The following is a 26230-nucleotide window of genomic DNA, read 5'->3' on the forward strand; positions in this document are numbered from 1 at the left end:
TCCTCGGACTTCTGCTTGACCGCCGACAAAAGTGCTCGTAGTGTGACGATCGGTCAGTGACGACCGCACCATCTCGACGAGGAGAACCCCTGGTGACCCAACCGCTCTCGGTCCAGCTCTACACGGTCCGCGATGCCCTCAGTGCCGATCTGCCCGGTACCCTGCAGCGCATCGCCGACATCGGCTACACGAACGTCGAGGCCTTCGGCTTCGTCGACAACGCCGACGAACTCGCCGCCGCCCTCCGCGACGCCGGCCTCGCCGCCCCGAGCGGCCACGCCCGTCTGTTGGACGCCGGCGAGCAGGACCTCGAGCGCATCTTCCACGCCTCCACCACCCTCGGCTTCGGGACCCTCATCGACCCGCACATCGACGAGTCCCGCTGGACCACCCGCGAGGACGTCGAGGCGATCGCCCGCGAACTCAGCGCCCTCGCCCCCCGCGCCGCCGACCACGGGCTGGTGCTCGGGTACCACAACCACGCGTTCGAGTTCTCGAACCGCATCGACGGCGTCAGCGCCTACGAGGTCTTCGCCGACGCCCTGTCCGACGACGTCGTGCTCGAGCTCGACACCTACTGGGTGCAGGTCGGCGGGGACGACCCGGTCGCGGTCATCGGCAAGTACGGCGACAAGGTCCAGTTCCTGCACGTCAAGGACGGCGACGGCTCGCACGACGACAAGCAGCAGGTCGCCGTCGGCAACGGCATCATGCCGATCAGCGACATCATCGCCGCCGCGCCCGACGCACTGCACGTCGTCGAGCTCGACGACCACGAGGGTGACGTCTTCCAGGCCGTCGCCGACTCCTACACGTTCCTCGAGGGGGCCCGCGCATGACCGACACCACGACCGCTGCTGCAACGGCAACCGACAGCGCCACGCGCACCGGCCCCGTCGGCGTCGGCGTCATCGGCGCCGGGGTCATCTCGGACCAGTACCTGTCGAACCTCACCGTCTTCCCCGACGTGACGGTCCGCTTCATCGCCGACATCGACCTGCCACGCGCCGCCGCCCAGGCCGAGAAGTGGGGTGTCCCCGGATCGGGCACCGTCGAGGAGCTCCTGGCCGACGACGACATCGAGATCGTCGTGAACCTGACGATCCCGGCCGCTCACGTCGAGGTCGCGCTGCAGGCCCTGGCCGCGGGCAAGCACGTCTGGGGCGAGAAGCCCTACGCCCTCGACCGTGCCAGCGCCGCGGAGCTCCGCGACGCCGCGGCCACCGCCGGCAAGACCGTCAGCGTCGCCCCGGACACGTTCCTCGGCGCCGGCCTGCAGACCGCGCTCCGCACCATCCGCGACGGCCGCATCGGCACGCCCCTGAACGGCCTGACGCTCTTCCAGAGCCCCGGCCCCGAGTCGTGGCACCCGAGCCCGGAGTTCCTCTTCGCGTACGGCGCCGGTCCGCTGTTCGACATCGGCCCGTACTACATCACCACTCTCGTCCAGACGTTCGGACCGGTGAAGAAGGTCACGGCGACGTCATCGAAGTCCCGCGCCACCCGCACCATCGGCTCCGGGCCGAAGGCCGGCACCGAGTTCCCGGTGGACGTCCCGACGAACCACTCCGCGCTGATCGAGTTCGAGAACGGCGGGAGCGCGCAGAGTGTCTTCTCGTTCGAGTCCGACCGTGGCCGCACCGGCTTCGTCGAGATCGCCGGGGAGACCGGCACCGTCGTGTTCCCCGATCCGAACAACTTCGACGGCGACACCGAGCTGTACGCCCTCGGTTCCGAAGAGCCCGAGACGATCCCCGCGGTCGGCTCCACCTACTCGCGCGGCACCGGCGTGGTCGACCTGGCCCGCTCGCTGCGGGCCGGCGACGAGAACCGCGTCCCCGGTGCGCTCGCCTTCCACGTCCTCGACGTGATGGTCTCCATCGCCGAGGCGGCAGAACGTGGCGAGGCGGTGCTCGTCGAGAGCACCGTGTCGCCCTCCCCGACCCTCCCCGAGGGTTGGGACCCCGCGGAACGCACCCTGGCCTGACCGCCAGGGGGCTGCCCGCAACACACAGCAGCACCCGACCAGCACCATCCGCAGCACCAGCTCCACCTCTGCACCATCCCCTGCACCATCTCAACGACGAGAAAGTAGAGAGTCATGCGCACTGCCATCCGCGCACTGGCCATCACCGCGGCCGCCGCACTCACCGTGTCCGGCCTCGCAGCCTGCTCCTCCGGATCGTCCGGCGACTCCGGCGACTCCAAGACGCTCACCTACTGGGCGTCCAACCAGGGCACGTCCCTGCAGAACGACAAGGAGGTGCTGACCCCCGTCCTCAAGAAGTTCACCAAGGAGACCGGGATCAAGGTCGACCTCCAGGTCATCGGCTGGAACGACCTGCAGAACAAGATCCAGACCGCCGTCACCTCGGGCCAGGGCCCGGACGTCGTCAACATCGGCAACACCTGGGCGACCTCGCTCCAGGCCACCGGCGCCTTCCAGGAGTTCGGTGACGCCGAGATGAAGGCGATCGGCGGCGAGGACAAGTTCGGCAAGGTCGCCCTGTCCACCGGTGGCGCGCCCGACAAGACGGTCACGAGCGTCCCGCTCTACGGCCTCGCCTACGGCCTGTACTACAACAAGCAGATGCTGTCGGACGCCGGCATCACCCCGCCCACCACGTGGGAGGAGATGGTCTCGGCCGCCGAGAAGCTGACCAAGGGTGACACCTACGGCTTCAGCCTCGCGGGCGGTTCCTACACCGAGAACTCGCACTTCGCGTTCATCAACTCGGCGCAGAACGGTGGCGAGTGGTTCGACGAGGACGGCAAGCCGACCTTCACCTCGAAGGCCAACGTCGACGGCATCAAGCGCTACCTCGACCTCATGCAGGACTCGAAGGTCGCGAACCCGTCGAACGCGCAGTACGACAACGCGACGCAGTCCACCACGGACTTCGCGAAGAAGAAGGCCGCGTTCATCCTCAACCAGAACAACGCGAACGCGACCATCGAGTCCCTCGGCATGAAGTCGTCCGAGTACGGCGTCGTGGCACTGCCCGCCCCCAGCGGTGGCGAGCAGATCGCGTCGTTCCCGGCCGGCATCAACCTGTCCGTCTTCAAGAACACGAAGAACAAGGACGGCGCGCTCAAGTTCGTCAAGTACATGACGAGCATGGACACGCAGACGACGCTGGACAAGCCGTACTCGGCCCTGCCGGTGCTCGCCGAGGCTGCTGACTCCGTCACGGACGAGCAGACGAAGACGTTCCTCGACATCTACAACAACAAGGCGAAGCCGCTCCCGCTGGTGCCCGCCGAGGACCAGTTCGAGTCCACGGTCGGCAAGGCGATGAACGACATGTTCGCCAAGATCGCGACCGGTTCCAAGGTCTCCGAGGCCGACATCAAGTCGGCGCTGCAGACCGCCCAGGACCAGGTGTCCCAGGCCGCCGGTTGATCCAACCCGGAGGCCCGGGTCGCGTCCGCCGGACGCGCCCGGGCCTCCGCCCCTGACGTTCCAGGGCCGACCACCCGTCGGCCGTGAGGCGCACGCCCCAGGGCCGACCACCCGTCGGCCGTGAGGCGCACGCCCCACGCACCCCGCGCCTCCCGGCCGCTGCCACGGCCCGCGCGGACCGCACCTGCACGCCCCTCCTGCCGAAAGGCCCCACCAGATGTCCACGACGGTCCTGCCCGACTCGGAGCGCATCGACCTGACGCACACGAAGGGCCCGACGATGTCGGGCCGTCCGCCAGGTCGCAAGCGCAAGACCCACTGGCTGCCCTACGCGCTCGTCGCGCCGGCCATCCTGTTCGAGCTGCTCATCCACATCGTCCCGATGCTCACCGGCATCTGGATCTCGTTCATCCAGCTCACCAAGTACTTCATCGCGAACTGGGGTGCCGCGCCCTTCGCCGGGTTCCGGAACTACCAGGTCGTCGTCGACTTCGACCAGGCGATCGGCCGCGGGGTCCTCAACTCGTTCCTCATCACGTGCGCCTTCACGGTCCTCGTGGTCGGGCTCTCCTGGACCTTCGGCATGGCCGCAGCCGTCGCGCTGCAGAAGCCGTTCGCCGGACGCGGGCTCTTCCGCACCCTGTTCCTCGTGCCCTACGCGCTGCCGATGTACGCCGGCGTCATCACCTGGAAGTTCATGTTCCAGCGTGACTCGGGGGCCCTGAACCACCTGCTCGTCGACCAACTCGGGCTGTTCGGCGGGGACGCTCCGTTCTGGCTCATCGGCAACAACGCCTTCGTCGCCGTCGTCGTCGTGGCGATCTGGAAGACCTGGCCGTTCGCGTTCCTGATGCTCATGGCCGGTCTGCAGTCCGTCCCGAACGACGTGTACGAGGCCGCCTCGGTCGACGGCGCCAAGCCGTTCCGCCAGTGGCGCTCGATCACGCTGCCGATGGTCCGCCCGGTCAACGTGACGCTCGTGCTCGTGATGTTCCTGTGGACGTTCAACGACTTCAACACGCCGTTCGTGCTGTTCGGCTCAACCGCCCAGCCGCCTGCCGCGGACCTGCTGAGCTTCCACATCTACAACGCGTCGTTCATCACCTGGAACTTCGGTTCCGGTGCCGCGATGAGCGTCCTGCTCCTGCTCTTCCTGCTCGTCGTCACCGGCATCTACCTCGCCGTGACCAACCGGAGGTCCGTCCGTGCGTGAGACAACTGGCGCCAAGTCCTTCAAGATCATCACCCTGGTCGTCCTGACGCTGTTCACGGTCGTGCCGCTCTACGTGATGATCACCACGGCCATCAAGCCCCTCGGCGACGTGCAGGACAACTTCACGTGGATCCCGTCGAGGATCACCTTCCAGCCGTTCATCGACATGTGGTCGACGGTGCCGCTCGGCCGGTACTTCATCAACTCGCTCGTCGTCTGCACGGTGGCGACGGTGTTCTCGCTGATCATCGCGACGTTCGCCGCCTACGGTGTCTCGCGCTGGAACTTCAAGGGCAAGAGCACCTTCACCACCGCGGTGCTCTCCACGCAGATGTTCCCCGGCGTGCTGTTCCTGCTGCCGCTGTTCCTGATCTTCACGAACCTCGGCAACACCCTGGGCATCCAGCTCGTCGGATCGTGGCTCGGCCTGATCATCACCTACCTGACGTTCACGCTGCCGTTCTCGATCTGGATGCTGGCCGGGTACTTCGAGACCATCCCGCGCGAGCTCGACGAGGCCGCGATGGTCGACGGTTCGGGTCCGATGGGTGCCCTGTTCCGGGTCATCCTGCCGTCGGCCCGCCCGGGTCTGGTGGCGGTCGGGATCTACTCGTTCATGACGGCCTGGGGTGAGGTCCTCTTCGCCTCGGTCATGACGAACGGCCTCGGTTCGACCCTGGCGGTCGGTCTGCAGCAGTACTCGACGCAGACGAACGTGTACTGGAACCAGGTCATGGCGGCGTCGCTCGTCGTGTCGATCCCGGTCGTGGCCGCGTTCCTCGTGGTCCAGCGCCAGTTCGTCGCCGGCCTGACCGCGGGTGCCGTGAAGTAGGAGGTCGCCCTTCCGCACGGCCCCCTTCCGCAAGACACCGGTGTTCGCGCTCGACGCCCCCGCATGACGTGGTGCGCAGCGTGAACACCGGTGTCTTGCCGTTCCCCACCCGACGACCCGACGACCGACAGGATGGAAGCATGAGCGACGAGACCCGAGGGCGGCAGCTGCTGCCCGGACAGACCAGCCGTGTGCACGTGTACGACGTCGAGTCCCGCACCTCGCGGCTCGTGTTCGAGTCGGCCACGGTGCTCGTGGAGGCGCCGAACGTGCTGGACGCCGAGACCCTGGTGCTCAACGGCGACGGCGACCTGTGGCTGCTGCGGCTGCCGTCGGCCGACAGCGGCACCGTCCTCGACGAGACCGCGCTCGTGCCGGTGCCGATGGACGGCGTCGACGAGATCAACAACGACCACGTGCTCGACCCGTCCAGCAGCTCCGTCGTGGTGAGCGCCCGTGACGGCGAGCTCTACCGCGTCCCGCTGCCCGAGGGCGGCGTCGCGACCCGGATCACCGACGTCGCGTCCGTCCTGCCCACCAAGCGGAAGTTCTACCTGCACGGCATCGCCCCCGACGGCAGCGCCCTCGCCGCGATCGTGGGGGAGCTGTCCGAGGACGGCGTCTGGACGACCGACGTCGCGATGGTCGACCCGGAGACCGGCGAGCCGACGTTCGTCACGCGGGACGAGCACCCCGACGACGGCTGCACCATCAGTCCGGCCGGCGGGATCCTGCTCTGGAACACGGAGCGGTTCACCCCCGGCACCGCGCAGCTGGCCGTGCGCTGGCCCGGGCACGACGGCCCGGTCCGCCTGACGAACGACGACCGGGTGAACTGGTTCCCGCACCTGTCGCCGGACGGCGCACACCTGCTCTACCTGTCGTACGAACCCGGCGTGCAGGGCCACCCGGCCGACCACCGCGTCGAGCTCCGGCTGCTGCCGGGTTCGCTCGTCCGCGGCGCACGGATCGCGGTCCAGCCCGAGACCCTGGTGGCACTCGACGGCGGGCAGGGGACGGTCAACGTGCCGCCGTGGGCCTCCGACTCGTCGTGGTTCGCGTACTGCGACTACCCGGTGGCCCGGTAGCGGCCGGCGCCAGCGCCGGGGCCTGCGCCGGGGCCTGCGGCGTCCTCACGCGCTGAGCGACAGTCCACGCGCCGCCGGACGCGTGGACTGTCGCTGAGCGCGAAACGCGGGAGGACGCCCCGCCCGCCGCCCGCCTCAGCTAGACCTCGCGGACCTGCCCCTGCTTGATGTGCAGGCGCCGCTCGGCCCGCTTCGCGACCCACGAGTCGTGCGTGACGATGACGACGGTCAGCCCGCGCTCCCGCCACTGCTTCTCGATGAGCGCCATGATCTCGTCCCGGGTCGACTCGTCGAGGGCACCCGTCGGCTCGTCGGCGAGCAGCACGCTCGGGTTCTTCACCAGCGCCCGGGCGATCGCCACGCGCTGCTGCTGTCCGCCGGACAGCTCGGCCGGCAGGTGCTCCATCCGCTCGCCCAGTCCGACCTCGCGGAGGGCAGCGACCGCACGCTCGCGGACCTCACTCCGGGGCCGGTTCGCGAGCGACCCCGCGAACGCCGTCTCGACGTTCTCGAGAGCGGTCAGCGTCGGGATCAGGTTGAAGCTCTGGAACACGAAGCCGATCTCGGTCGCCCGCAGGTCGGTCAGCGCGCCGTCGCCGAGCTTCGCCACGTCGCGGTCGCCACCGAGGTGGATCGAGCCGGCACTCGGCCGGTCGAGTGCTCCGAGCATCTGCAGCAGCGTCGACTTCCCACCGCCGGTCGGCCCCTGGACGGCCACGAGTTGCCCCTGCGGGATCGTCAGGTGGACGTTCGTCAGGGCGGTGACGGTCCGGTTCTTCTGCTCGTAGGTCTTGCTGACGTTCGTCAGCCGGTACATCGGACTGGAGGCGCGGCTCGCCTCCGCCTCGCCGGTCGCGGTGTCGGTGCTGGTCACGGTTGCTCCTGTCGTCGGTTCGGTCGTGTCGGTGCGGCCGGGCATCAGGCGACGCTCCGGAGCGCCTCGGCCGGACGGAGCCGGCTCGCGCGCCAGCCGCCGAGCGCGCCGGCGATGAGGCCGCCGAGGATCGCCAGGCCGATGGCCAGCAGGATGATCTCGACGGTCACCGGGGCGTGCAGGACCACGTCGGTCGTCGACGCGGTGCTCGCGCCACCGCCGAAGCCTCCGGCCGGTGCGCCGCCCGTCGTGCCGCTGCCCGCGGCCGCGGTCGCTGCGCCTCCGGGCATGCCGCCACCGCCACCGGCGCCCCCGCCGGTCGTGCTCGAGGCGCTCGCCGAGATCGTCGGACTGATGACGTTCACGACGAGGATGCCGATCAGGCCGGCCGCGGCGCCGAGCACGCCGCCGATCAGGCCCTGCACCAGGGACTCACCGGCCACCTGTCGGGTGATGCGGCCGTTCGACCAGCCGATCGCCTTGAGGGTCCCGAACTCGCGGGTGCGGCGGGTCACGCCGGAGATCGTGAAGAGGATCGCGATGAGGAACGCCGCGGCGAGCACGACGATCGACAGCCACTTGCCGAGGTTCGAGACCAGGCTCGACGCGGTGCTGAGCGACCCGGACACGCTCGAGGCCAGGTCGGCCTCGGTGGAGACGGTGGCGCTCGTCAGCTTCGCCTGCAGTGCGGACTTGATCGTGCTGACGTCGGAGGAGGACTCCGCGGAGACGTAGATCGACGTGACCTTGCCATCGAGGTCGGCCAGCGCCTGCGCGGTGTCGAGCGGGATGTAGGTGTTCGAGCCCGTGGTCGAGGCCGAGCCGGTGGAGCTGACGATGCCGATGACGGTGAAGTCGGTGCCGCCGATGTCGACGGTGTCGCCGACCGCCTCGGACTCGCTCTTCGCGTACGACGCATCGAGCACGACGACGTCCTTGCCCGCGTCCTTCGCGGCGAAGGTGCGCCCCTTCGTGAGTTCGGTGCTCGTGAGCGGACCGACCGCCGCGCCGGACACCGGGATGCCGGTCACCGTGAACGAGTCGACGCTGAACGACCCACCGCCGAACCCGCCGCCACCGCCGGTGTCCCCGCTCGGCGGGCCCTGCTGGGTCGTGCTGTCGCCGCTGGAGTCGCTGCTGCTGTCCGTGCTGCTGTCGTCGGTCGACTGCTGCTGGACCTGGCCGGAGAACGTGCTGTTCTCGAGGGTCAGCACACCCGTCGCGGCCTTGACGCCGTCGGTGCTCGTGATCGTGGACACGTTCGCGGCGTCCAGGGTGCTCGTGCCGCGCGCGACCGCGAGCCGCGACTGCGACAGGTCGGTCGAACCGCTGTCGTCGTCGCTGTCGCCCTGGCTGCCGAAGTCGAAGCTCGGACGCCCGCCGTTCGTCGACGCCGTCGCGGTCTTGGTGACGGTGATGTCGGTGCCGACGCCGTAGACGGACTGCAGGACGCTCGACTGCGCTGCCTGCACGCCACCCGAGATCGACGACACGATCACCACGAGGGCGATGGCCAGGGCCATCCCGATCGCGATGATGGCCGTCTGCTTCTTGCGGTTCGTGAGTTCGCGCCTGAGGTAGGTCAGGAACATGGTTCTCCTCGGTGGTGGCCGGCTGGGGTCACCGGCCGCGCAGAGCACGCGGCGGGGCCGACGGAGGAGAACCTAGGCACGCTGTCGATGACCGACCCATCGCTCACCTATGAAGCGACCAAGGCCGCATCAGCCGACGTCGCCGTACCGCTGGCGTAGGTGCTCCGCGTACCCGCCGGGGGTCCGGCCGGCGAAACGCCCGCTCGTCACCACCGGCAGGTCGACGGTGGCGTCCACCCGGAGGCCCAGCGCCCGCGCCCGGGCCACCAGCCGTGCGTCCTCGTGCTCGGGTACGGGGTCGAACCCGCCGAGGCTGACGTACGCCGCGGCGAGCACGCCGAGGTTCGCGCCGTGCACGTGGCCGAGGGCAGCACCGGGCGGGTGCGCCTGCGTCCACCGGTCGAGCACCGCGGGCGCCAGGTCGTCCGGGTCGGGGACGACGGCGCCGACGAGCACCTGCGCACCGGACGCCAAGGCGTCGGACTGCTGGACGAGCCACCGTTCGTGCACCCGGGAATCGGCGTCGGTGTGGGCGAGCCACCGGGCCGCCGGGTCGCCGTCGTGCGTCCGGAGCGCGTGCGTCGCCCCGATGGTCCGTGCCCGACCGACCCCGACACGGTCCGTGGTCAGGACGTCGACCGGGTACCGCTCGACCACCGAAGCGGTGCCGTCCGTGCAGCCGTCGAGCACCACCGTGACGGCGGCGTCGACTCCGGGTCGCTCCGCGGCGAGCCGGTCGACGGCCACCAGGAGCGCGTCGAGGCACGCGGCGATCCGGTCCGCCTCGTCGTGCGCGGGGACGACGACGTCGACGCGTGCACGCGGTTCCGGTCGGGTCACCGGATGATCCCCTCGGCCCGGGCCACCGAGGTGACCGCCGGGCCGGGCAGGACGCTCAGGACGAAGTCCTCCTCCACGTGTCGGAGCAGGGCGGGACGCGGCCACCGTTCGGTCAGCCGCGCGTCCACCGCGTCACCGCTCGACACGGCCTCGTCGTCGGGGTGCCGCCAGTGGCAGGCCACGAGCACGCCGTCGTCGTCGAGCGATCCGAGCACACGGTCGATCGTCGCGTCGAGGTCGGCGGGCGACAGGTAGTACCCGACCTCGGACATCACCACCAGGTCCCAGCGCCCGTCCGGCCACTCCGACGGCAGGGCCGCCTGCACGAACCGCGCGGCCGGGGCGCGGCGGGCGGCACGCTCCAGCGGCGCCGCCGAGATGTCGGTGCCGAGCACGTCGTCCGCGCGTTCGGCGAGGGCGGCGGTCAGGACGCCGGTCGCACAGCCGAGCTCGAGCGCCGACCGGTAGCGCGGGCGGGGGAGCGCCGCCAGCGTCACGGCCCGCTTGCGCTGCTCGTACCAGGACCCGTCGAAGTCCCACCCCTCGGGCTTCCGGTCGTAGTGGGCGTCGAACGACTCGCGAGACCGCGACGGGGCCGGACCCGGCGCGAAGAACCACTCCGTCGTCCGGAGGTGGTGGGCGGCGTGCCGGTCGTCGACGATCGCCTCGTCTCCCGGCGCGGGCGAGAGGGGCCGGGTCTGCGACGGGTAGGCGACGAGGGCGGCACGCTTCCGGGCGACGAGGTCGTCGGGCAGCGACAGTGCCCGAACGTCGTCCCACGGGGCGACCGAGTGGTCCGGGTCGTCCCAGTGCCAGGCCCAGATCGGGTACGCGAGCAGGTCGACGTCGGGGGCGCTCGCCGCGGCGGCCTCGGCGACCTCGCCGGCGATGCGGTGGTCGCGGTGCCCGTCCCCTCGCCACGGCGCGACGAGCAGCACGGGGCGGGCGGCGCCTGCGAGCACGGTGTCGAGGGCGTCGACGACACGGTCTCGGTGTTCGCGGGTCGCGCCGTCCGGGATCCCCACCGAGGCCGACGTCACGTCGGGGCGCAGGGCGCTCAGGGCCGCCACGAACTCGTCGTCACGGGCGGCGGCGAGTGCTTCCGGGGTCGTCGTGGGGGAGTCCGGGTGGGAGCGCTCGCCGCGGGTGAGGAGCAGTACGTGCACGGGGACGCCGGCCTCTGCAGCGGCCGCGATCAGCCCACCGGCGCCGAGTGTCTCGTCGTCGGGGTGGGGTGCGACGACCACCACCGATCCGGTACCGGCGAGGTCGATCGCCGGTGCGTCCAGGCCGTCGAGGAACCCCGTCCACGCCGCCGGGTCGGTGCCCGGCTCGCGGTGGTCGAAGCTCACCACGCCACGCCGCCGCGCTCGAGCACCATCCGGCCGATGCGGGCGAGGTCGCGGGCGCCGTGGTCCTGCAGGACGTAGAGCTCGAGGTCGGCGACCCGCGCGGCGACGGCGGGGTCGGCGGTCAGCGGAGCCGGGCCGATCGTGGCGACCACCCGCTCGCGCACGGCGTCGACCGAACGGCGCACCCGCGACCGGACGGTCTGGGCGAGCAGCCGCCAGTCGGTGTCGTCGGAACCCGGGTCGGACCCGTCGATCCGGGCGGCGGCGTCGGCGAGGGCGTCCTCGGCGTCGGCGAGGTCGGCCACGGTGGCTCCGAGGGCGGCCTGCAGCAGCTCGGACTCCGGGTGCGCCGACGCGGTGTCACGCAGCACCCGGGCGAGCCCGACCGCACCGCCCCACCAGCAGGCCGCGACGCCGATGCCACCCCAGGCGAAGCCCGGACGGCGCAGGTACCAACCGGGAGTGCCGACGGGTCGTGCCAGGACGCCGTCGAAGTCGACCGGTCCGCTCGGCACGTCCGGCATGCCGCGTGCGACCCAGGCGTCGTCGTGCACGGTGACCCCGGGCTGTCGCAGGTCCACGGCGACGAGGACCCGCTCGTCGCCCAGGTGTGCGGTGACCAGGGCGTGCGAGAGCGTCGAGGCGAGCGAGCACCACGGCTTCGTGCCGTGCAGCAGGACCGTGCCGTCGTGCTGCGGCGCTGCGTCGAGCCGGAGGCCCGGCCCCTCGGCGGCGAAGACGCCCCAGGTCGAGCCGTCCGGGGCGTCGACCCCGGCCTGTGCCAGGATCCCGAGCGCGTCCAGGTGCGGTTCGACGGTGCGGGCGGTGGCGACGTCCGCCGCGGCGACCGCGGCGAGCGTGCCGAAGAACCCGCCGGCCGCACCGGCGGACAGGGGTGGGGTGGTGACGGCGACCGCCCGCGCGACCGCGAGGCGCTCCGTCGGTGACGAGCCGGGCCTCCCGGTCGTCCGTTCGATCCGCTCGGTGTCCAGGTGCCGGGCCGACGGGGGCCAGGCTGCAGATCGCAACATGCTCCCAACGTACGGAGCGGTAGATGGGGACGTGTCCTCGATCCACAGAACGCACTGGGCCGTGCCACAGACGACTCATAGGAACTTCTCGATACTCGAAGACGTGACCATCTCCCAGCCCGCAGCAGCCCCGCGCCTCACGCGTGCCGACGGAACCCCGTTGCGCATCCTGGTCGTCGACGACGAAGCCAGCCTCACCGACCTGTTGTCCATGGCGCTCCGCTACGAGGGCTGGGACGTCAAGAGCGCGAACGGCGGGCAGGACGCCCTGACGACCGCGCGGGAGTTCAAGCCCGACGCGATGGTGCTCGACGTGATGATGCCGGACCTCGACGGCCTGCAGGTGCTCAGCCGGCTGCGGCAGAACAACGACGACACCCCGGTGCTGTTCCTCACCGCGAAGGACTCCGTCGAGGACCGCGTGACCGGGCTCACCGCTGGCGGCGACGACTACGTCACCAAGCCGTTCTCCCTCGAGGAGGTCGTGGCGCGCCTGCGCGGGCTCATCCGCCGCTCGCAGATCTCGATCTCCGAGGCCGGCGACTCCCGCATCGTCGTCGGCGACCTGGTGCTCGACGAGGAGTCGTACGAGGTCTCCCGCGCCGGCCGGCCGATCGAACTGACCGCCACCGAGTTCGAGCTGCTCCGGTTCCTGATGCGCAACCCCCGTCGGGTGCTCTCGAAGGCGCAGATCCTGGACCGCGTGTGGTCCTACGACTTCGGTGGCAAGTCGTCGGTCGTCGAGATCTACATCTCCTACCTGCGCAAGAAGATCGACGCCGGTGAGACCCCGATGATCCACACGGTGCGCGGCGTCGGGTACGTCATCAAGCCGACCTCGTGACCCTGCGGCGTCGGCTCGTCCTGAGCATCGTCGCCCTCGTCGTCGCCGTCAGCGCGGTGATCGGGGCGGCCAGCATCATCGCGCTCGCCTCGATCCAGACCAGCGCGATCGACAAGCAGATCACCGGCGCCACCCACCGGGCGCAGCGGTACCTGCAGCAGAACCAGTCGGGGCAGCCGAGCATCGACCTGTCCCGACCGTCCGGCCAGGCCGCCGGTACCCTGACCGCGTACTTCGTCGACGGGCAGGTCGTCATCGCGAACGTGCTCGACGACTACGGCCGCCCGAGCGGGGTCCCGCAGACGAGCGCCGAGGCACTGGGGTCCGTCCGGGTGGACGCCGACCCGGAGACGATCGACCTCGGGTCGGACGTCGGGCGGTACCGCCTCGCCGCCGTCAACGTCGGCCCGGCCGTCCTGGTCGTGGGGCTCCCGATGGCCCCCGTCTACGACAGCGTCTGGAAGCTCTTCGGGGTCGTCCTCTCCGTCGTGGCGACCGCACTGGTCGCCGGTTCGGTCGTCGCCGCGTTCGTGGTCCGGCAGTCGCTCCGACCGCTCGAGCGCGTCGCGGAGACCGCGTCCACCGTCGCCCGCATGCCGCTCGACCGCAGCGACGCCCTCGACGGCGTCCGCGTGCCCGACACCGACCCCCGGACCGAGGTCGGCCGGGTCGGCAGCGCGTTCAACCGCATGCTGGGGCACATCGGCAGTGCGATGCAGGCGCGGGAACGCTCGGAGCAGAAGGTGCGGCAGTTCGTCGCCGACGCCTCGCACGAGCTCCGGACCCCGCTCGCCTCGGTGCGCGGGTACGCCGAGCTCACCCGGCGCATGGGCGGCGACCTGCCGAAGGACGTGGTCTACGCGATGAGCCGCATCGAGTCCGAGTCCATCCGGATGACCTCGATGGTGGAGGACCTGCTGCTCCTGGCCCGGCTCGACGAAGGCCGCGAGATCCAGTTCGCCGAGGTCGACCTGACCGGGCTGGTGCTCGACGCCGTGAACGACGCACACGCCGCCTCACCGGAACACCCCATCGAGGTCGACGTCCCGCCGGAGCCGGTGACCATCACGGGCGACGCCGCACGCCTGCACCAGGTCATCGTGAACCTCGTCACCAACGCCCGGACCCACACGCCCGAGGGCACCCGCATCACGGTGGGCCTCGCCCCGGTCGACGGCGGCGTGGACCTCACCGTGCGCGACACCGGCCAGGGGATCGACCCGGAGTTCCTGCCGAAGCTGTTCGAGCGCTTCGCCCGGGCAGACAGCTCGCGGTCCCGCACGGTCGGGTCAACCGGCCTGGGGCTCGCCATCGTGGACGCGGTCGTGCAGGCGCACGGCGGCCGGGTCGAGGTCACGAGCGAGCCGGGGGACACCGTGTTCACGGTGCACCTGCCCCGCGACCCGGCTGCGGCTGCCGCCGCGGCAGGGGCTGTCGCGTCGTCGTCGGCTGACCCGGCCGGGTCCGCGGACTGGTCGGCGACACCCGCTGCGGTGGACGGCACCCACTGACGGTCTGGAGGCGCGGGGCGGGGCCGCCCCGCGCCTCCAGTGGGGGTGTTTGGTGACGCCCACGGCGTCTGGTACAGTTCTCGAAGCCAAAGACCGCCGGATGTCGTGCTGCTCGCAACGTGTTTGTGAACATCGTGACCGAAGGTCCTCACTCGTGAGGCATCCCGCGCAGGTGTTCCGAACCACTCCTCCCGTTCTCGGGGGAGCAGCTCCGAGCCTCTGCGCCGGAGCTTTTTTCGTTCGTGGACCTGGGGCTGCCGGCAAGACCCCCAAGGAGAACCATGGCGAACAAGGAAGCTGCGGTCGCCGAGCTCACGGAGTCCTTCCGTAGCTCGAACGCCGTTCTGCTCACCGAGTACCGCGGTCTCACGGTCGCGCAGCTCAAGGAGCTCCGCAACTCGATCCGTGAGCACGCCACGTACGCCGTGGTGAAGAACACGCTGACCAAGATCGCGGCGAACAACGCCGGCATCTCGTCGTTCGACGACGAGCTCGCCGGTCCGTCCGCTCTCGCCTTCGTCCACGGTGACACCGTCGCCGTCGCGAAGTCGCTGCGTGCATTCGCCAAGGCGAACCCCGAGCTCGTGGTGAAGGGCGGTTACTTCGACGGTAACCCGCTCACCGCGACCGAGGTGGACAAGCTCGCCGACCTCGAGTCCCGTGAAGTGCTGCTCGGCAAGCTCGCCGGCGCACTCAAGGCCTCGCTGTTCGGTGCTGCGTACCTGTTCCAGGCACCCCTCTCGCAGGCCGTCCGCACCGTGGACGCCCTTCGCGAGAAGCAGGAGTCCGCGGCCTGATCAGGCTCGCGTTCATCAACCACACGTACTAGCTAGTAGTAGGAGAAAATCATGGCGAAGCTTTCGCAGGACGAGCTCATCGAGGCCTTCAAGGAGCTCACGCTCATCGAGCTCTCGGACTTCGTGAAGAAGTTCGAAGAGGTCTTCGAGGTCACCGCGGCCGCCCCGGTCGCCGCTGCCGCCCCCGCCGGCGCAGCTGCTCCGGCCGAGGCCGCTGAGGAGAAGACCGAGTTCGACGTCATCCTCAAGTCCGCTGGTGACAAGAAGATCCAGGTCATCAAGGAGGTCCGTGGCCTGACGTCGCTCGGCCTCGGTGAGGCCAAGGCGCTCGTCGAGACCGCCGACGCCAAGATCCTCGAGGGTGCGAACAAGGAGACCGCCGACAAGGCGAAGGCGACCCTCGAGGCCGCTGGCGCCACGATCGAGCTCGCGTAGTCTCGACCGTTCCGGTCACGAAGGCCGCTGCCCCTCGGGGCGGCGGCCTTCGTCGTGTGCGGGGCGCTTTGCCTTTCGCCGAGACTCGGCTGAGCGGGCATCTTGCCGGCCTCTGAAGCGGGAAGTTGTCCGTTGGGCCGAGACTCGACCCGGCGCAGGAGCCGCTCACGGAGTGATCAACACCGCGTGCGATCGAAGCAGCGCACGAAGCCGGTCGAGGCTCTCGAGGTGCCACCAGGTCACTCGGATGACGGACCGAACTTCTCGGCGGGTACGGATGCGGTCCTCGCGGCGCTTCTCCTGCCATAGGACGTCGCCGGGATCCCGACCTGCGAGCATCTCGCGGTCGACGTACTTCTGCTTGCCATCGAACTCGACGACGACTCCGGCGTCGGGCAACCAGAAGTCGACGCGGTCGCGGAACCCGTTCGTGACGAACTCATGCTGCGGGTGGATGTTCGTCACTCCCAGTTGCACGAGTCGGATCGAAGAGTAGGACTCACCGGGTGACTCGTGTGCCGGATCGAGCGCAGCGGCGACGAGCCGAGCCCTCCGGCCACCACGCGATGCGGGCGGAGGCAGGTGCTCCTCGAACACCTTCCTGTCGATCGCCTTCATGCGTACCGCGTGGTCGATGGCCACGGAGGCTACCGCCGGGTCGCACGTTCGCGCGACGGCCATCGCCGTTCCGAGCGCATCGACCACGGGGACGCCGTCGAATCGGCTGGGGCCGAGGCGCAGGCCAGCGGGGTCGATGCCGTGTCGAATGAGCCCGACCCGGTGTTCGACACCGACCAGCTCCCAGTCGACGACGTGAATCCGCTCGGGAGCCGGCCCGATCAACGGCCAGCCATGGATGAGTGCAGCCGTGACGTGGGAGAACGCGCTGGTCGGACTCAGGTCGGGAGCGACAGCCCAAGCCATGGCGAGGTGCTTGTCCGACGTGTCGAGTGAATCCCACACCCGCTTGTCCAGGTAGACACCCGCACGGAGCCGGACGACGCGCCCAGCGGCATGGAGCCGTCGGAGTTGTCGTGCTCGCGATGGATCCGACGGCTCGGCGCGGAGGAGATCGGGCCGTGTCCGGTGCAGTTGCATGATGCGAGTGTGCAGACTCGGATCTGTGCCGTGTGCCCTCCGGTGGGATCTGTGGAGAGCGGGAGTGCACGACTGTCTCGAAAAAGGTGCCGAGTCTCGCCTGGGCAGACACTTTCGCGCCTTCGTGTGCAGTGAAGAGTCCGCCTGGCCGAGACTCGGCGCGGCGCGGCGCGGCGCGGCGCGGCGCGGGTGGGCGCGGCGCGGCGGGCGCGTCAGCGCAGCGTGCTGTGGCGGCGGCCGTAGGCCAGGTAGAGCAGGGCGCCGGCGGCCATCCAGATGCCGAAGGCGATCCAGGTGGTGGCGCCGAGGAACACCGCGAGCAGCACGCAGCTCAGGGTGCCGAGGATCGGCACGACGGGGAACAGCGGCACCCGGTACGAGCGCTCCAGGTCGGGCTGCGAGCGGCGGAGCACGATGACGGACACGTTCACCAGGGCGAAGGCGACGAGGGTGCCGATGCTCGTCGCGTCGGCGAGCTCACCGAGGGGCACGAGTGCGGCGACGATCGTCACGGCGATCCCGGTGATGAGCGTGTTCGCGATCGGGGTGCCGGTGCGACGGGAGACCCGCCCGAAGACCTTCGGTACCAGGCCGTCGCGGGACATCGTGAGCAGGATGCGGGTCTGGCCGTACAGGACGGTGAGGACGACGCTCGCGATCGCGACGACGGCGCCGATCGAGAACACCAGGGCGACGAGCGGCTGCCCCGTGACGTCGACGACGATGCGGACGAGTGACGCTTCGGACGACGAGAACGCCGTCCACGAGCGGGCCCCGACGGCGGCGATCGCGACGAGGATGTACAGCGCCGTGATGAGCGCGATCGAGCCGATGATCGCCCGGGGCAGGTCACGGCGGGGGTTCTTGGCTTCTTCACCGGCGGTCGAGGCGGCGTCGAAGCCGATGTACGAGAAGAACAGCCGTGACGCGGCGGCGGTGACCCCGGCGGCGCCCATCGGGGCCAGCGGCTCGAAGTTCTGCGCCCGGAACGCCGTGAACGCCACGACGACGAAGAAGACCAGCAGGGCGATCTTGACGATGACCATGACCGTGTTCACCCAGGCGCTCTCGCGGGCACCGGGCAGCAGCACGACGGTGGCGAGCAGGACCAGGACCGCCGCGGGCAGGTTGACCACGCCGCCGTCGACCGGGGGAGCGGAGAGTGCGGTGGGCAGGTGCAGGCCGAACACGCGGAGGGTCTCGTCGACGTACTCGCTCGCACCCACCGCGACCGCGGCCACCGAGACGGCGTACTCGAGCACGAGGCACCAGCCGCAGATCCAGGCGATGCCCTCGCCCATCGTGGCGTACGTGTACGAGTAGCTGGACCCCGACGTCGGGACGGCGCCCGCCATCTCGGCGTAGGACAGCGCGGACAGCAGCGCGGCGATCCCCGCGACGACGAACGAGATCCAGACGGCGGGACCGGCGAGCGGGACCGCGGTGCCGAGGACGACCAGGATGCCGGTTCCGAGCGTGGCCCCGACGCTGATCATCGTCAGCTGCCAGACGCCGAGCGACCGACGGAGCGGTTCACCGTTCACACCACGGGAGGCTTCGGCCTGCAGCTGCTCGATCGGCTTGCGGCGGGCGAGCTGCGCCCCCAGGGACGTGGGACGTGACGGCGCGGACGACATGGGACCTCGGTGGTGCGGGGACGGGGACGGCACATGCTCGCACGCCCCCTGAACGGGGTCAAATACTGCGGTGCTGTGGAGTGGCGGTCGATGTCCGAGCGCGGGGCTACGGTGGCTCCATGAGCATGGGACACGGCGGGCGAGGCGGCGGTCCGCGCGGGGGTGGGCGCATCTCGAGCGGCGACTTCCGCGCGCAGAAGGCCGCCAACGCCGAGGCGCCGAAGATCCCGCACCTGGTCCGGCGCATCGCCGCGCTGTTCGAGCCGCACCGCCGGGCGATCATGCTCACGGTCGTCCTCGTGCTGGTCGGTGCGGCCATCTCGGTCGTGCCGCCACTGCTCACCCAGCAGGCGTTCGACCGGGGGCTGTTCCCGCCGTCGGGTCGCCCCGACGTCCCGGTGCTGGTCGAGCTCGTGTCCGCGATGGTCCTGCTCTGGATCGCGAGCGCCGGGGTCGGCGTCTGGCAGACGTACCTGACCGCGACGGTCGGCAACAAGGTCATGGGGGCGATGCGGATGCGCCTGTTCGCGCACCTGCAGCGGATGGAGCTCGCGTTCTTCACCCGCACCAAGACCGGCGTCATCCAGTCACGCCTGCAGAACGACGTCGGCGGCGTGGCGAGCGTGCTGAACAACACGATCTCGTCGGTGCTCGGCAACACCGTGACCGTGATCGCCGCCGTGGTCGCGATGCTCCTGCTGAGCTGGCAGATGACGCTGGTCGCCGTGGTCCTGCTGCCGCTGCTCGTGATCGCGCAGCGCCGCGTCGGCCAGGTCCGGGCCCGCATCGCCGCGCAGACGCAGGAGTCGCTGTCCGACATGACGGCCATCACGCAGGAGGCGCTGAGCGTCTCGGGCATCCTGCTCGCGAAGAGCTTCAACCAGCAGGCCAGCGAGACCCGCCGCTACGGGGACGAGAACCGCAACCAGATCACCCTGCAGGTGCGCCAGCAGATGTCCGGGCAGTGGTTCTTCGCGATCGTGCAGATCTTCCTGTCGATCATCCCGGCGATCATCTACGTCGTCGCCGCGTACCTGATCATCGGTGACGTCCCGATCACGGCCGGAACGATCGTCGCGTTCACGACGGTGCAGTCCCGGCTGCTGTTCCCGACGGTCGGGCTGCTGCGCGTGGTCCTCGACCTGCAGACCTCCGGTGCGCTCTTCGCCCGCATCTTCGAGTACTTCGACCTCGAGCCGGCCATCACGGACTCGCCGACCGCCCGGCCCGTGGACGAGTCGAAGGTCGGCCACGTCGCCTTCGACAACGTCGTCTTCACCTACCCCGACGGCGAAGCCGACAAGCCGACCCTGCGCGGGGTGTCGTTCGAGCTCCGCCCCGGGCAGTTCGCGGCCTTCGTCGGTCCCTCCGGCGCGGGCAAGACGACGGTGTCCTACCTGGTGCCCCGGCTGTACGAGGCGACCGAGGGATCGGTGCGGTTCGCCGGGCAGGACGTCCGCGACCTGGTGCACGAGGACCTGATGCGGCACGTCGGCATCGTCAGCCAGGAGACGTACCTGTTCCACGCCACGATCGGCGAGAACCTGCGGTACGCCAAGCCCGACGCCACCGACGACGAGCTCGAGCGTGCGGCCCGTGCGGCGAACATCCACGACACGATCGCGTCGTTCCCGGACGGCTACGACACCGTCGTGGGGGAGCGCGGCTACCGCTTGTCCGGTGGTGAGAAGCAGCGCATCGCCATCGCCCGGGTCATGCTGAAGGACCCGCCGGTGCTCGTCCTCGACGAGGCGACCAGCGCGCTCGACTCCATCTCGGAGCACGTCGTGCAGACGGCGCTCGACACGGCGGCGGCCGGCCGGACCACCATCTCGATCGCGCACCGGCTCTCGACGATCCGCGACGCCGACGTCATCTTCGTCCTCGACCACGGCCAGATCGTCGAGCAGGGCACGCACGACGAACTCCTCGCCCTCGACGGCACGTACGCGCAGCTGCACCGGCAGCAGAACACGTCGGCGGACGTCGTCCGCCCCTGACGGTCGTGGTCGCGACCGGGCGCCGGACAGGAGGCCCGTGGCGGCGCCCGCACGGGCCTCCCGTCCGGCGCGCAGCGCGACCAGGGCACGTCGCCCGCCGCGGGATCCCGGTGCGTTGTCCGCACACGACACATCCCAGCGGGACGCGGTGACCGCGTCCTAGACTCGACGGCGTGCGTTACGCGAACTCCGTCGTCGACCTCGTCGGCGACACCCCGCTCGTCAAGCTCAACCGGGTGACCGAGGGGGTGCGGGCGACCATCCTGGTGAAGGTCGAGTACCTGAACCCCGGTGGGTCGTCCAAGGACCGCATCGCCACCCGGATCATCGACGCGGCCGAGGCCTCCGGCGACCTGCGCCCCGGCGGCACCATCGTCGAGCCGACCTCCGGCAACACCGGCGTCGGTCTGGCCCTGGTCGCACAGCAGCGCGGCTACCGGTGCGTCTTCGTGCTGCCCGACAAGGTCGGCGAGGACAAGCGCAACGTGCTCACGGCGTACGGCGCCGAGATCGTCGTGACCCCGACCGCGGTCGCGCCGGAGCACCCCGAGTCCTACTACTCGGTGTCGGACCGGCTCGTGCAGGAGATCCCCGGCGCCTACAAGCCGAACCAGTACGCGAACCCGAACGGTCCCCGCAGCCACTACGAGACCACCGGTCCGGAGATCTGGCGCGACACCGATGGGAAGATCACCCACTTCGTCGCGGGCGTCGGCACCGGCGGCACGATCTCGGGCACCGGACGGTACCTGAAGGAGGCGTCCGACGGCGGCGTCCGCATCGTCGGGGCCGACCCCGAGGGCTCCGTGTACTCCGGCGGCACCGGTCGCCCGTACCTGGTCGAGGGCGTCGGCGAAGACTTCTGGCCGAGTGCGTACGACGCCGGCGTGCCGGACGAGATCATCGCCGTGTCCGACGCCGACTCCTTCGCGATGACCCGGCGCCTGGCGCGCGAAGAAGGACTGCTCGTCGGCGGTTCGAGCGGCATGGCCGTCGTCGCGGCGCTCCGCGCGGCCGGGGACCTGACCGAGGACGACGTCGTCGTCGTGCTGCTGCCGGACGGCGGCCGCGGCTACCTCGGCAAGATCTTCAACGACCGGTGGATGCGCTCCTACGGCTTCGCCGAGACCGATGACGAGCGCACCGTCGGCTCGCTCATCGCCGGCAAGGACGGCCGCCTGCCCGACCTGGTGCACGCGCACCCGGCGGACACGGTGCGCGACGTCGTCGACATCATGACCAAGTACGGCGTCTCGCAGATGCCCGTGCTCAGCGCGGAACCGCCCGTCGTCATCGGCGAGGTCGTCGGCGCCGTCGAGGAGAAGGCGCTGCTCGAGCAGGTCTTCACCGGCGCCGCGAAGATGTCGGACGCGCTCACCGGTTTCGTCGGCGACCCGCTGCCGCTCATCGGCGTCGGCGAGTCGGTCTCCGCGGCGCGTCGTGCGCTCGAGTCGGCCGACGCGCTCCTCGTCGTCGAGGACGGCAAGCCCGTCACCGTGCTGACCCGGCACGACCTCCTCACCTACCTCTCCGAGTAAGGAACCACCGAGCATGACCGAGTTCAGCACCCGGGCCGTCCACGCCGGCCAGGAGCCCGACGAGACCACCGGCGCCGTCATCCCGCCGATCCACCTGACGTCGACGTACGTGCAGGACGGCGTCGGCGGCATGCGCAACGGCTACGAGTACTCGCGCGCCGGCAACCCGACGCGCGACTCGCTGCAGGTGCTCCTCGCCGACCTCGACGGTGGCGTCGCGGCGTCGTCGTTCGCGTCCGGGCTCGCCGCCGAGGACGCCCTGCTCCGCGCCGCGCTGGTCCCGGGTGGCCGTGTCGTGATGGGCAACGACGTGTACGGCGGCACCCACCGCCTGGTGAGTCGGCTGCACGTGCCGTGGGGCGTCGAGCTCGTCGTCGTCGACATGAGCGACCTCGACCAGGTCCGCGCGGCGCTGCAGGGCGCGCCGGCCACCACGGTGCTGTGGGTCGAGACGCCGACGAACCCGCTCATGAAGATCGCCGACATCGCCGCGCTCGCGACCCTCGGGCACGAGTCGGGCGCCCTGGTGGTCGTCGACAACACGTTCGCGTCGCCGTACCTGCAGCAGCCGCTGTCGCTCGGTGCCGACGTCGTCGTGTACTCGACCACGAAGTACCTCGGCGGACACTCCGACGTCGTCGGCGGAGCCGTCGTGCTGGCGGACGAGGAGCTCGCGGCGAAGGTGCAGTTCCTGCAGTTCGGCGCGGGGGCGATCTCGTCGCCGTTCGACGCCTACCTGACCACCCGTGGCATCAAGACGCTCGCGGTGCGGATGGAGCGGCACTCGCGGAACGCGCAGGCCGTCGCGGAGGCGCTCGTCGTCGCGCCCGGCGTCGAGCGGGTCTACTACCCGGGCCTGCCCGACCACCCGGGGCACGACGTCGCCGCCCGCCAGATGCGCGGCTTCGGCGGGATGCTCTCGGTCGCGCTGTCCGGCGGCGCCGAGGCGGCGAAGCGGTTCGCGGAGTCGACGGAGCTGTTCGCCCTGGCCGAGTCGCTCGGTGGCGTGGAGTCGCTCATCGGGTACCCGAGCGAGATGACCCACGCGTCGGTGAAGGGCACCGAGCTGGCCGTGCCGGAGAACGTCGTCCGGCTGTCGGTGGGGATCGAGGACGCCGGCGACCTGGTGGCGGACCTGGAGCAGGCGCTGGCGCGCTGACACAGCGCACAGCGCACAGCGCACCGCGGCTGCGGCCGCGCCTGATCGGCTGCCACAGCGTCACCCCTCGCCCCTACGATGTCCCAGGTGAGCACAACGGCGTCGCGGACCAGTCTGCTGAGCGGACCGTACGCCCTCGCGACGATCGGCATGGTCGCGATCGTCGGCGTCGCGGCGTTCCAGAACCTGGCGATGACGACGATCATGCCGGTGATCAGCCGTGACCTCGACGGCGAGACCCTGTACGCGCTCGCCTTCGCCGCCCCGCTCGCCGCCGGGGTGCCGGGGATGGTGCTCGCCGGCAACTGGACCGATCGCGCCGGTGGTCGGATCGTGGCGTGGGTGTCGGCGGCGTTCTTCGCGGTGGGGACCGCCGTGGTCATGCTCGCGCCGACCATGGAGGTGTTCCTGGCCGGTCGGCTCATCGAGGGGTTCGGTGCCGGGGCCATCGACGTGGTGCTGTACGTGCTGGTCGCCCGGATCTTCCCCGCCGAGCTGCACGGGCCGGTGTTCGCCGGGTTCGCCGCCGCCTGGGTCGTGCCGGCGTTGATCGGCCCCGCCCTGGCCGGCATCGTCACCGACACCTGGGACTGGCACTGGGTGTTCGCCGGGGCGCTGGCGATCGCGCTGGTCGCCTTCGCCCTGCTCGTGCCGACCCTCGGCCGGGTGCACGCCCCGGTCGCGTCGCTCCGCCCGCCGTGGCAGCGGGTCAGGATCGGCTGGTCGGTGGCCGCTGCCGTGTCGATCCTGCTGCTCAACGTCGCGCCCGACCTGATCCCGTGGGGCATGGTCGCGGCGGTGCTCGTCGGGCTGGTCGGCACCTGGTTCGCCCTGCGGCCGCTGCTGCCGACCGGGACGTTCCGGGCCGCGGCCGGGCTGCCGTCGGTCGTGCTGCTGCGCGGGCTCGTCGCGGCGTCGTTCTTCGGCAGCGAGGCGTACGTGCCGTTCCTGCTGCAGGCCGAACACGGGTTGTCGCCGTCGGCTGCGGGGCTGGCCCTGACGGTGGCGGCACTCAGCTGGGCAGCGTCGAGCTGGGCGCACGGTCGTCTGGGGGAGCAGCGGCTCACCGCCCGTCGCACCTTCGGGGTCGGGCTCACGCTGGTGCTCGTCAGCCTGGTGACCGCGCTCGCGGTCGCGACGTTCGACCTGTCGTGGTGGGTGCTGGTCGCCGGCTGGTTCGTCGGTGGCGCGGGCATGGGCGCGATCTACCCGCGCGCCTCGATGCTGACCCTGCGGTTCTCCCGCGAGGGCGACGACGGCTTCGCGAGTTCGGCCCTGACGATCGCGGACGCCGCGGGCAGCGTGATCGGTCTCGCGGTGACCGGCCTGCTCTTCACCGCGACCGGTGGCGCCGACGGCACGGTGTCGTTCCCCCTGGTCTTCGCGGCGATGATCGGTTTCGCTGCTCTGGCGATCGCGGCCGTCCGACGGCTCGGCCCCGTGCCCGCGCCGGCGACGACGGTCGCGGCGGGCTCGGGCGGATCCGTCCCGTCGCCGACTCCGTCGTCGCACGGGCCGGCTGCCGGGTAGCGTGGCAGACCGGACCGAAGAGGAGACCACCGTGCTGCGCATCGTCGCCGTGACCGTCGCCCTGGCGGCGGCCCTGACCCTGGCAGGGTGCCAGGGCACGACGTCGGCTGCCCCCACGCCGGTGCAGAGCACCGACCTGACGAGCTCCGACGGCGGTTTCGACAAGCAGGCCGTGATCGGCGTCGTCCTGCTCCACGACGACGCGGCCCTCGCCGCCCGACTCCGTACCGACCTGACCGACGCCGGGTTCCGACCCGACGTCCGGGTCGCTCCGGCATCGGGCGCGGCGGCGTCACAGCAGACCGCGGTGGCTCAGCTCGTGCGCAAGGGCGCCAAGGCCCTGCTCGTGCACGCCGCTCGACCGTCCGCGCTGACCGGTGTGATCCAGACGGCCCACGACGCCGGGGTCGTCGTGGTCTCCCTCGGCGATCCGCTGCCCGCGACCGGCACCGGTGGCGACGGGGTGTCCGCCGACTACCGCGTGCCGTCGGTGGGCGACGACGCGGACGTCGCGGCGACGGCGGTCGAGGTCGTGCAGTCCCTGCAGCGCGGCGAGAAGCCGGAGGCCGACCCGGCGGACGGCGACACGACCGACGCCGAGTAGGCACGCGCAGCACGAGCACGGCCGGAAGCCAGCACCCACGGGAGCACGGGCGCGCAGGCGATCACACGATCGGGTGCAACGGTCCGCTCAGCTCCACCACGCCGGGAACGACAGCGTGATCGTCTCCACCAGCGCCTTCCGCGACCGACGTGGCCCGGCGAGCCAAGCCTCGATCGCCCCGACGAAGCCCTGCGCCACGAACCCCGCGGCGACGTCGTCGAGCAGGTCGGGCCGGCGTGCGGGGTCGAGCTCGCGGATGTGCAGGGCGCTCGACACCGTGAAGTGCTCGACGAGCAGCCGGTGCAGTGACGCGTCGTTCGGGTCCGGCAGCGCCTTGCCGTAGATGTCGCGGTGTGTCGTCACGTGCTCGACCACGGCGTTGATGCCGCGCCGGGTGATGGCTGCGAGCTCGTCGGCTCCGGCGCCCCGGTCGGCGGCGGCTCGGCGCTCGTCGGCGTCGTCCTGCCGGATGCGGTCGAGTTCCGGCGTCAGGACGTCGGCGAGCAGCGACCCGGGGGAGACGGCGTGCGAGTAGAACGTGGCCCGGTTGATGCCGGCGGCACGCGTGACGTCGGCGACGGTGATCTCCGAGACCGGTCGGTCCGCGGCGAGTCGCAGGATCGCCTCGCGCAGCGCTGCAGTGGTGTGCAGGATCCGGGCATCCACCATGACGCCCACCCCCTTCTGATCCGCTTCACCCGGAAGGCCCCCGAGCAGTCCGACGGTACCGCATGGTCCCCGCGCGGCCGAGTGGCAGCACGAGCCGCTTCACGCGGGCGGCCGGCACGGGCGGCGCCGAGCACGCACCGGCGACCGTAGGATGGTTCCGCGGACGAATCGATTCGATCGACC

The 26230-nt window shown here is 70.8% G+C and carries 23 protein-coding genes; 15 read left to right on the plus strand and 8 right to left on the minus strand.

Annotation, left to right across the window (positions count from 1 at the left end):
• Window positions 1-92 precede the first annotated feature (92 nt).
• The 6 genes from DEJ27_RS03345 (at window position 93) to DEJ27_RS03370 (ending at window position 6536) form a co-directional block, all read left to right on the plus strand.
• Window positions 93-839: a sugar phosphate isomerase/epimerase gene (locus DEJ27_RS03345; RefSeq protein WP_111090320.1), complete on the plus strand. Its 747-nt coding sequence runs from the start codon at window positions 93-95 to the stop codon at window positions 837-839.
• Window positions 836-1987, plus strand: a complete 1152-nt coding sequence (locus DEJ27_RS03350) for a Gfo/Idh/MocA family protein (protein ID WP_111090321.1) — start codon at window positions 836-838, stop codon at window positions 1985-1987. Before DEJ27_RS03345 ends, DEJ27_RS03350 begins: the two co-directional genes overlap by 4 nt.
• Before the next feature lie 114 nt (window positions 1988-2101).
• Complete coding sequence (locus DEJ27_RS03355) at window positions 2102-3403, plus strand: sugar ABC transporter substrate-binding protein (protein WP_110861527.1); 1302 nt, start codon at window positions 2102-2104, stop codon at window positions 3401-3403.
• A gap of 217 nt (window positions 3404-3620) precedes the next feature.
• Entirely contained in the window at window positions 3621-4616 is a 996-nt protein-coding gene (locus tag DEJ27_RS03360) for a carbohydrate ABC transporter permease (protein ID WP_111090322.1), read from the plus strand.
• Window positions 4609-5448 (plus strand): carbohydrate ABC transporter permease, encoded by an 840-nt coding sequence (locus DEJ27_RS03365; RefSeq protein ID WP_017888647.1) that lies wholly within the window; start codon window positions 4609-4611, stop codon window positions 5446-5448. The genes DEJ27_RS03360 and DEJ27_RS03365 overlap by 8 nt, the downstream gene beginning before the upstream one ends.
• Window positions 5449-5588: 140 nt before the next feature.
• Entirely contained in the window at window positions 5589-6536 is a 948-nt protein-coding gene (locus DEJ27_RS03370) for a hypothetical protein (protein ID WP_111090323.1), read from the plus strand.
• Window positions 6537-6675: 139 nt separating this feature from the next.
• Here the strand turns inward: DEJ27_RS03370 and DEJ27_RS03375 are convergent, their stop codons facing one another.
• The 5 genes from DEJ27_RS03375 to DEJ27_RS03395 all read right to left on the minus strand — a co-directional run bounded on the left by DEJ27_RS03375 (window position 6676) and on the right by DEJ27_RS03395 (window position 12225).
• Window positions 6676-7353 (minus strand): ABC transporter ATP-binding protein, encoded by a 678-nt coding sequence (locus tag DEJ27_RS03375; RefSeq protein WP_111090403.1) that lies wholly within the window; start codon window positions 7351-7353, stop codon window positions 6676-6678.
• A gap of 101 nt (window positions 7354-7454) precedes the next feature.
• On the minus strand, window positions 7455-9002 hold the full coding sequence (locus DEJ27_RS03380) for an ABC transporter permease (protein WP_111090324.1): 1548 nt from the start codon (window positions 9000-9002) through the stop codon (window positions 7455-7457).
• 129 nt (window positions 9003-9131) lie between these two features.
• Window positions 9132-9842 (minus strand): glycosyltransferase family 2 protein, encoded by a 711-nt coding sequence (locus tag DEJ27_RS03385; protein ID WP_110861517.1) that lies wholly within the window; start codon window positions 9840-9842, stop codon window positions 9132-9134.
• Window positions 9839-11194 (minus strand): PIG-L family deacetylase, encoded by a 1356-nt coding sequence (locus DEJ27_RS03390; RefSeq protein ID WP_258370288.1) that lies wholly within the window; start codon window positions 11192-11194, stop codon window positions 9839-9841. Before DEJ27_RS03390 ends, DEJ27_RS03385 begins: the two co-directional genes overlap by 4 nt.
• On the minus strand, window positions 11191-12225 hold the full coding sequence (locus DEJ27_RS03395; protein ID WP_110861515.1) for an acyl-CoA dehydrogenase family protein: 1035 nt from the start codon (window positions 12223-12225) through the stop codon (window positions 11191-11193). The genes DEJ27_RS03390 and DEJ27_RS03395 overlap by 4 nt, the downstream gene beginning before the upstream one ends.
• 103 nt (window positions 12226-12328) lie before the next feature.
• On the opposite strand from DEJ27_RS03395, the gene DEJ27_RS03400 reads away from it, so the two are divergent.
• From DEJ27_RS03400 to rplL, 4 genes are all read left to right on the plus strand, one after another.
• Window positions 12329-13069 (plus strand): response regulator transcription factor, encoded by a 741-nt coding sequence (locus DEJ27_RS03400; RefSeq protein ID WP_110861513.1) that lies wholly within the window; start codon window positions 12329-12331, stop codon window positions 13067-13069.
• On the plus strand, window positions 13066-14580 hold the full coding sequence (locus DEJ27_RS03405) for a cell wall metabolism sensor histidine kinase WalK (RefSeq protein ID WP_181420112.1): 1515 nt from the start codon (window positions 13066-13068) through the stop codon (window positions 14578-14580). Before DEJ27_RS03400 ends, DEJ27_RS03405 begins: the two co-directional genes overlap by 4 nt.
• Before the next feature lie 281 nt (window positions 14581-14861).
• A complete protein-coding gene (gene rplJ / locus DEJ27_RS03410) occupies window positions 14862-15377 on the plus strand; it encodes a 50S ribosomal protein L10 (RefSeq protein WP_017888663.1) in 516 nt (171 codons plus the stop codon).
• A 51-nt stretch (window positions 15378-15428) separates the two neighbouring features.
• Window positions 15429-15812 carry a 50S ribosomal protein L7/L12 gene (rplL, locus tag DEJ27_RS03415; RefSeq protein WP_027466380.1) on the plus strand — a complete coding sequence of 128 codons (384 nt, stop codon included), beginning with the start codon at window positions 15429-15431 and terminating at the stop codon, window positions 15810-15812.
• 165 nt (window positions 15813-15977) lie between these two features.
• On the opposite strand, the gene DEJ27_RS03420 is transcribed toward rplL, so the two are convergent.
• Both DEJ27_RS03420 and DEJ27_RS03425 read right to left on the minus strand, forming a co-directional pair.
• Window positions 15978-16736, minus strand: coding sequence for a hypothetical protein (locus DEJ27_RS03420; RefSeq protein WP_146238571.1), 759 nt, complete (start codon window positions 16734-16736; stop codon window positions 15978-15980).
• Window positions 16737-17122: 386 nt separating this feature from the next.
• A complete protein-coding gene (locus DEJ27_RS03425; protein ID WP_110861507.1) occupies window positions 17123-18547 on the minus strand; it encodes an amino acid permease in 1425 nt (474 codons plus the stop codon).
• Between the two features lie 125 nt (window positions 18548-18672).
• On the opposite strand from DEJ27_RS03425, the gene DEJ27_RS03430 reads away from it, so the two are divergent.
• The 5 genes from DEJ27_RS03430 to DEJ27_RS03450 all read left to right on the plus strand — a co-directional run bounded on the left by DEJ27_RS03430 (window position 18673) and on the right by DEJ27_RS03450 (window position 25378).
• Complete coding sequence (locus tag DEJ27_RS03430) at window positions 18673-20547, plus strand: ABC transporter ATP-binding protein (protein ID WP_111090404.1); 1875 nt, start codon at window positions 18673-18675, stop codon at window positions 20545-20547.
• Window positions 20548-20720: 173 nt separating this feature from the next.
• Complete coding sequence (locus tag DEJ27_RS03435) at window positions 20721-22085, plus strand: cystathionine beta-synthase (RefSeq protein ID WP_110861502.1); 1365 nt, start codon at window positions 20721-20723, stop codon at window positions 22083-22085.
• A gap of 13 nt (window positions 22086-22098) precedes the next feature.
• Entirely contained in the window at window positions 22099-23244 is a 1146-nt protein-coding gene (locus DEJ27_RS03440) for a cystathionine gamma-synthase (RefSeq protein ID WP_056070707.1), read from the plus strand.
• Between the two features lie 87 nt (window positions 23245-23331).
• Window positions 23332-24774, plus strand: a complete 1443-nt coding sequence (locus tag DEJ27_RS03445; RefSeq protein ID WP_181430079.1) for an MFS transporter — start codon at window positions 23332-23334, stop codon at window positions 24772-24774.
• 1 nt (window position 24775) lies between these two features.
• Window positions 24776-25378, plus strand: a complete 603-nt coding sequence (locus DEJ27_RS03450; protein ID WP_146238570.1) for a substrate-binding domain-containing protein — start codon at window positions 24776-24778, stop codon at window positions 25376-25378.
• 87 nt (window positions 25379-25465) lie between these two features.
• On the opposite strand, the gene DEJ27_RS03455 is transcribed toward DEJ27_RS03450, so the two are convergent.
• Window positions 25466-26047, minus strand: coding sequence for a TetR/AcrR family transcriptional regulator (locus DEJ27_RS03455; protein ID WP_146238569.1), 582 nt, complete (start codon window positions 26045-26047; stop codon window positions 25466-25468).
• Window positions 26048-26230: the final 183 nt, after the last annotated feature.

Origin of the sequence: Curtobacterium sp. MCPF17_018, assembly GCF_003234135.1 — a bacterium.
In the GTDB taxonomy this organism is placed as follows: domain Bacteria; phylum Actinomycetota; class Actinomycetes; order Actinomycetales; family Microbacteriaceae; genus Curtobacterium; species Curtobacterium flaccumfaciens.

Excerpts from the sequence above, each read along its gene's own strand:
- DEJ27_RS03370 (WP_111090323.1), top strand. The coding sequence starts at position 5,589 with ATGAGCGACGAGACCCGAGGGCGGCAGCTGCTGCCCGGACAGACCAGC.
- DEJ27_RS03395 (WP_110861515.1), bottom strand. The coding sequence starts at position 12,225 with ATGTTGCGATCTGCAGCCTGGCCCCCGTCGGCCCGGCACCTGGACACC.
- DEJ27_RS03455 (WP_146238569.1), bottom strand. The coding sequence starts at position 26,047 with ATGGTGGATGCCCGGATCCTGCACACCACTGCAGCGCTGCGCGAGGCG.
- DEJ27_RS03375 (WP_111090403.1), bottom strand. The coding sequence starts at position 7,353 with ATGTACCGGCTGACGAACGTCAGCAAGACCTACGAGCAGAAGAACCGG.
- rplJ (WP_017888663.1), top strand. The coding sequence starts at position 14,862 with ATGGCGAACAAGGAAGCTGCGGTCGCCGAGCTCACGGAGTCCTTCCGT.
- DEJ27_RS03440 (WP_056070707.1), top strand. The coding sequence starts at position 22,099 with ATGACCGAGTTCAGCACCCGGGCCGTCCACGCCGGCCAGGAGCCCGAC.
- DEJ27_RS03430 (WP_111090404.1), top strand. The coding sequence starts at position 18,673 with ATGGGACACGGCGGGCGAGGCGGCGGTCCGCGCGGGGGTGGGCGCATC.
- DEJ27_RS03380 (WP_111090324.1), bottom strand. The coding sequence starts at position 9,002 with ATGTTCCTGACCTACCTCAGGCGCGAACTCACGAACCGCAAGAAGCAG.
- DEJ27_RS03360 (WP_111090322.1), top strand. The coding sequence starts at position 3,621 with ATGTCCACGACGGTCCTGCCCGACTCGGAGCGCATCGACCTGACGCAC.
- rplL (WP_027466380.1), top strand. The coding sequence starts at position 15,429 with ATGGCGAAGCTTTCGCAGGACGAGCTCATCGAGGCCTTCAAGGAGCTC.
- DEJ27_RS03350 (WP_111090321.1), top strand. The coding sequence starts at position 836 with ATGACCGACACCACGACCGCTGCTGCAACGGCAACCGACAGCGCCACG.
- DEJ27_RS03355 (WP_110861527.1), top strand. The coding sequence starts at position 2,102 with ATGCGCACTGCCATCCGCGCACTGGCCATCACCGCGGCCGCCGCACTC.
- DEJ27_RS03420 (WP_146238571.1), bottom strand. The coding sequence starts at position 16,736 with ATGGCTTGGGCTGTCGCTCCCGACCTGAGTCCGACCAGCGCGTTCTCC.
- DEJ27_RS03425 (WP_110861507.1), bottom strand. The coding sequence starts at position 18,547 with ATGTCGTCCGCGCCGTCACGTCCCACGTCCCTGGGGGCGCAGCTCGCC.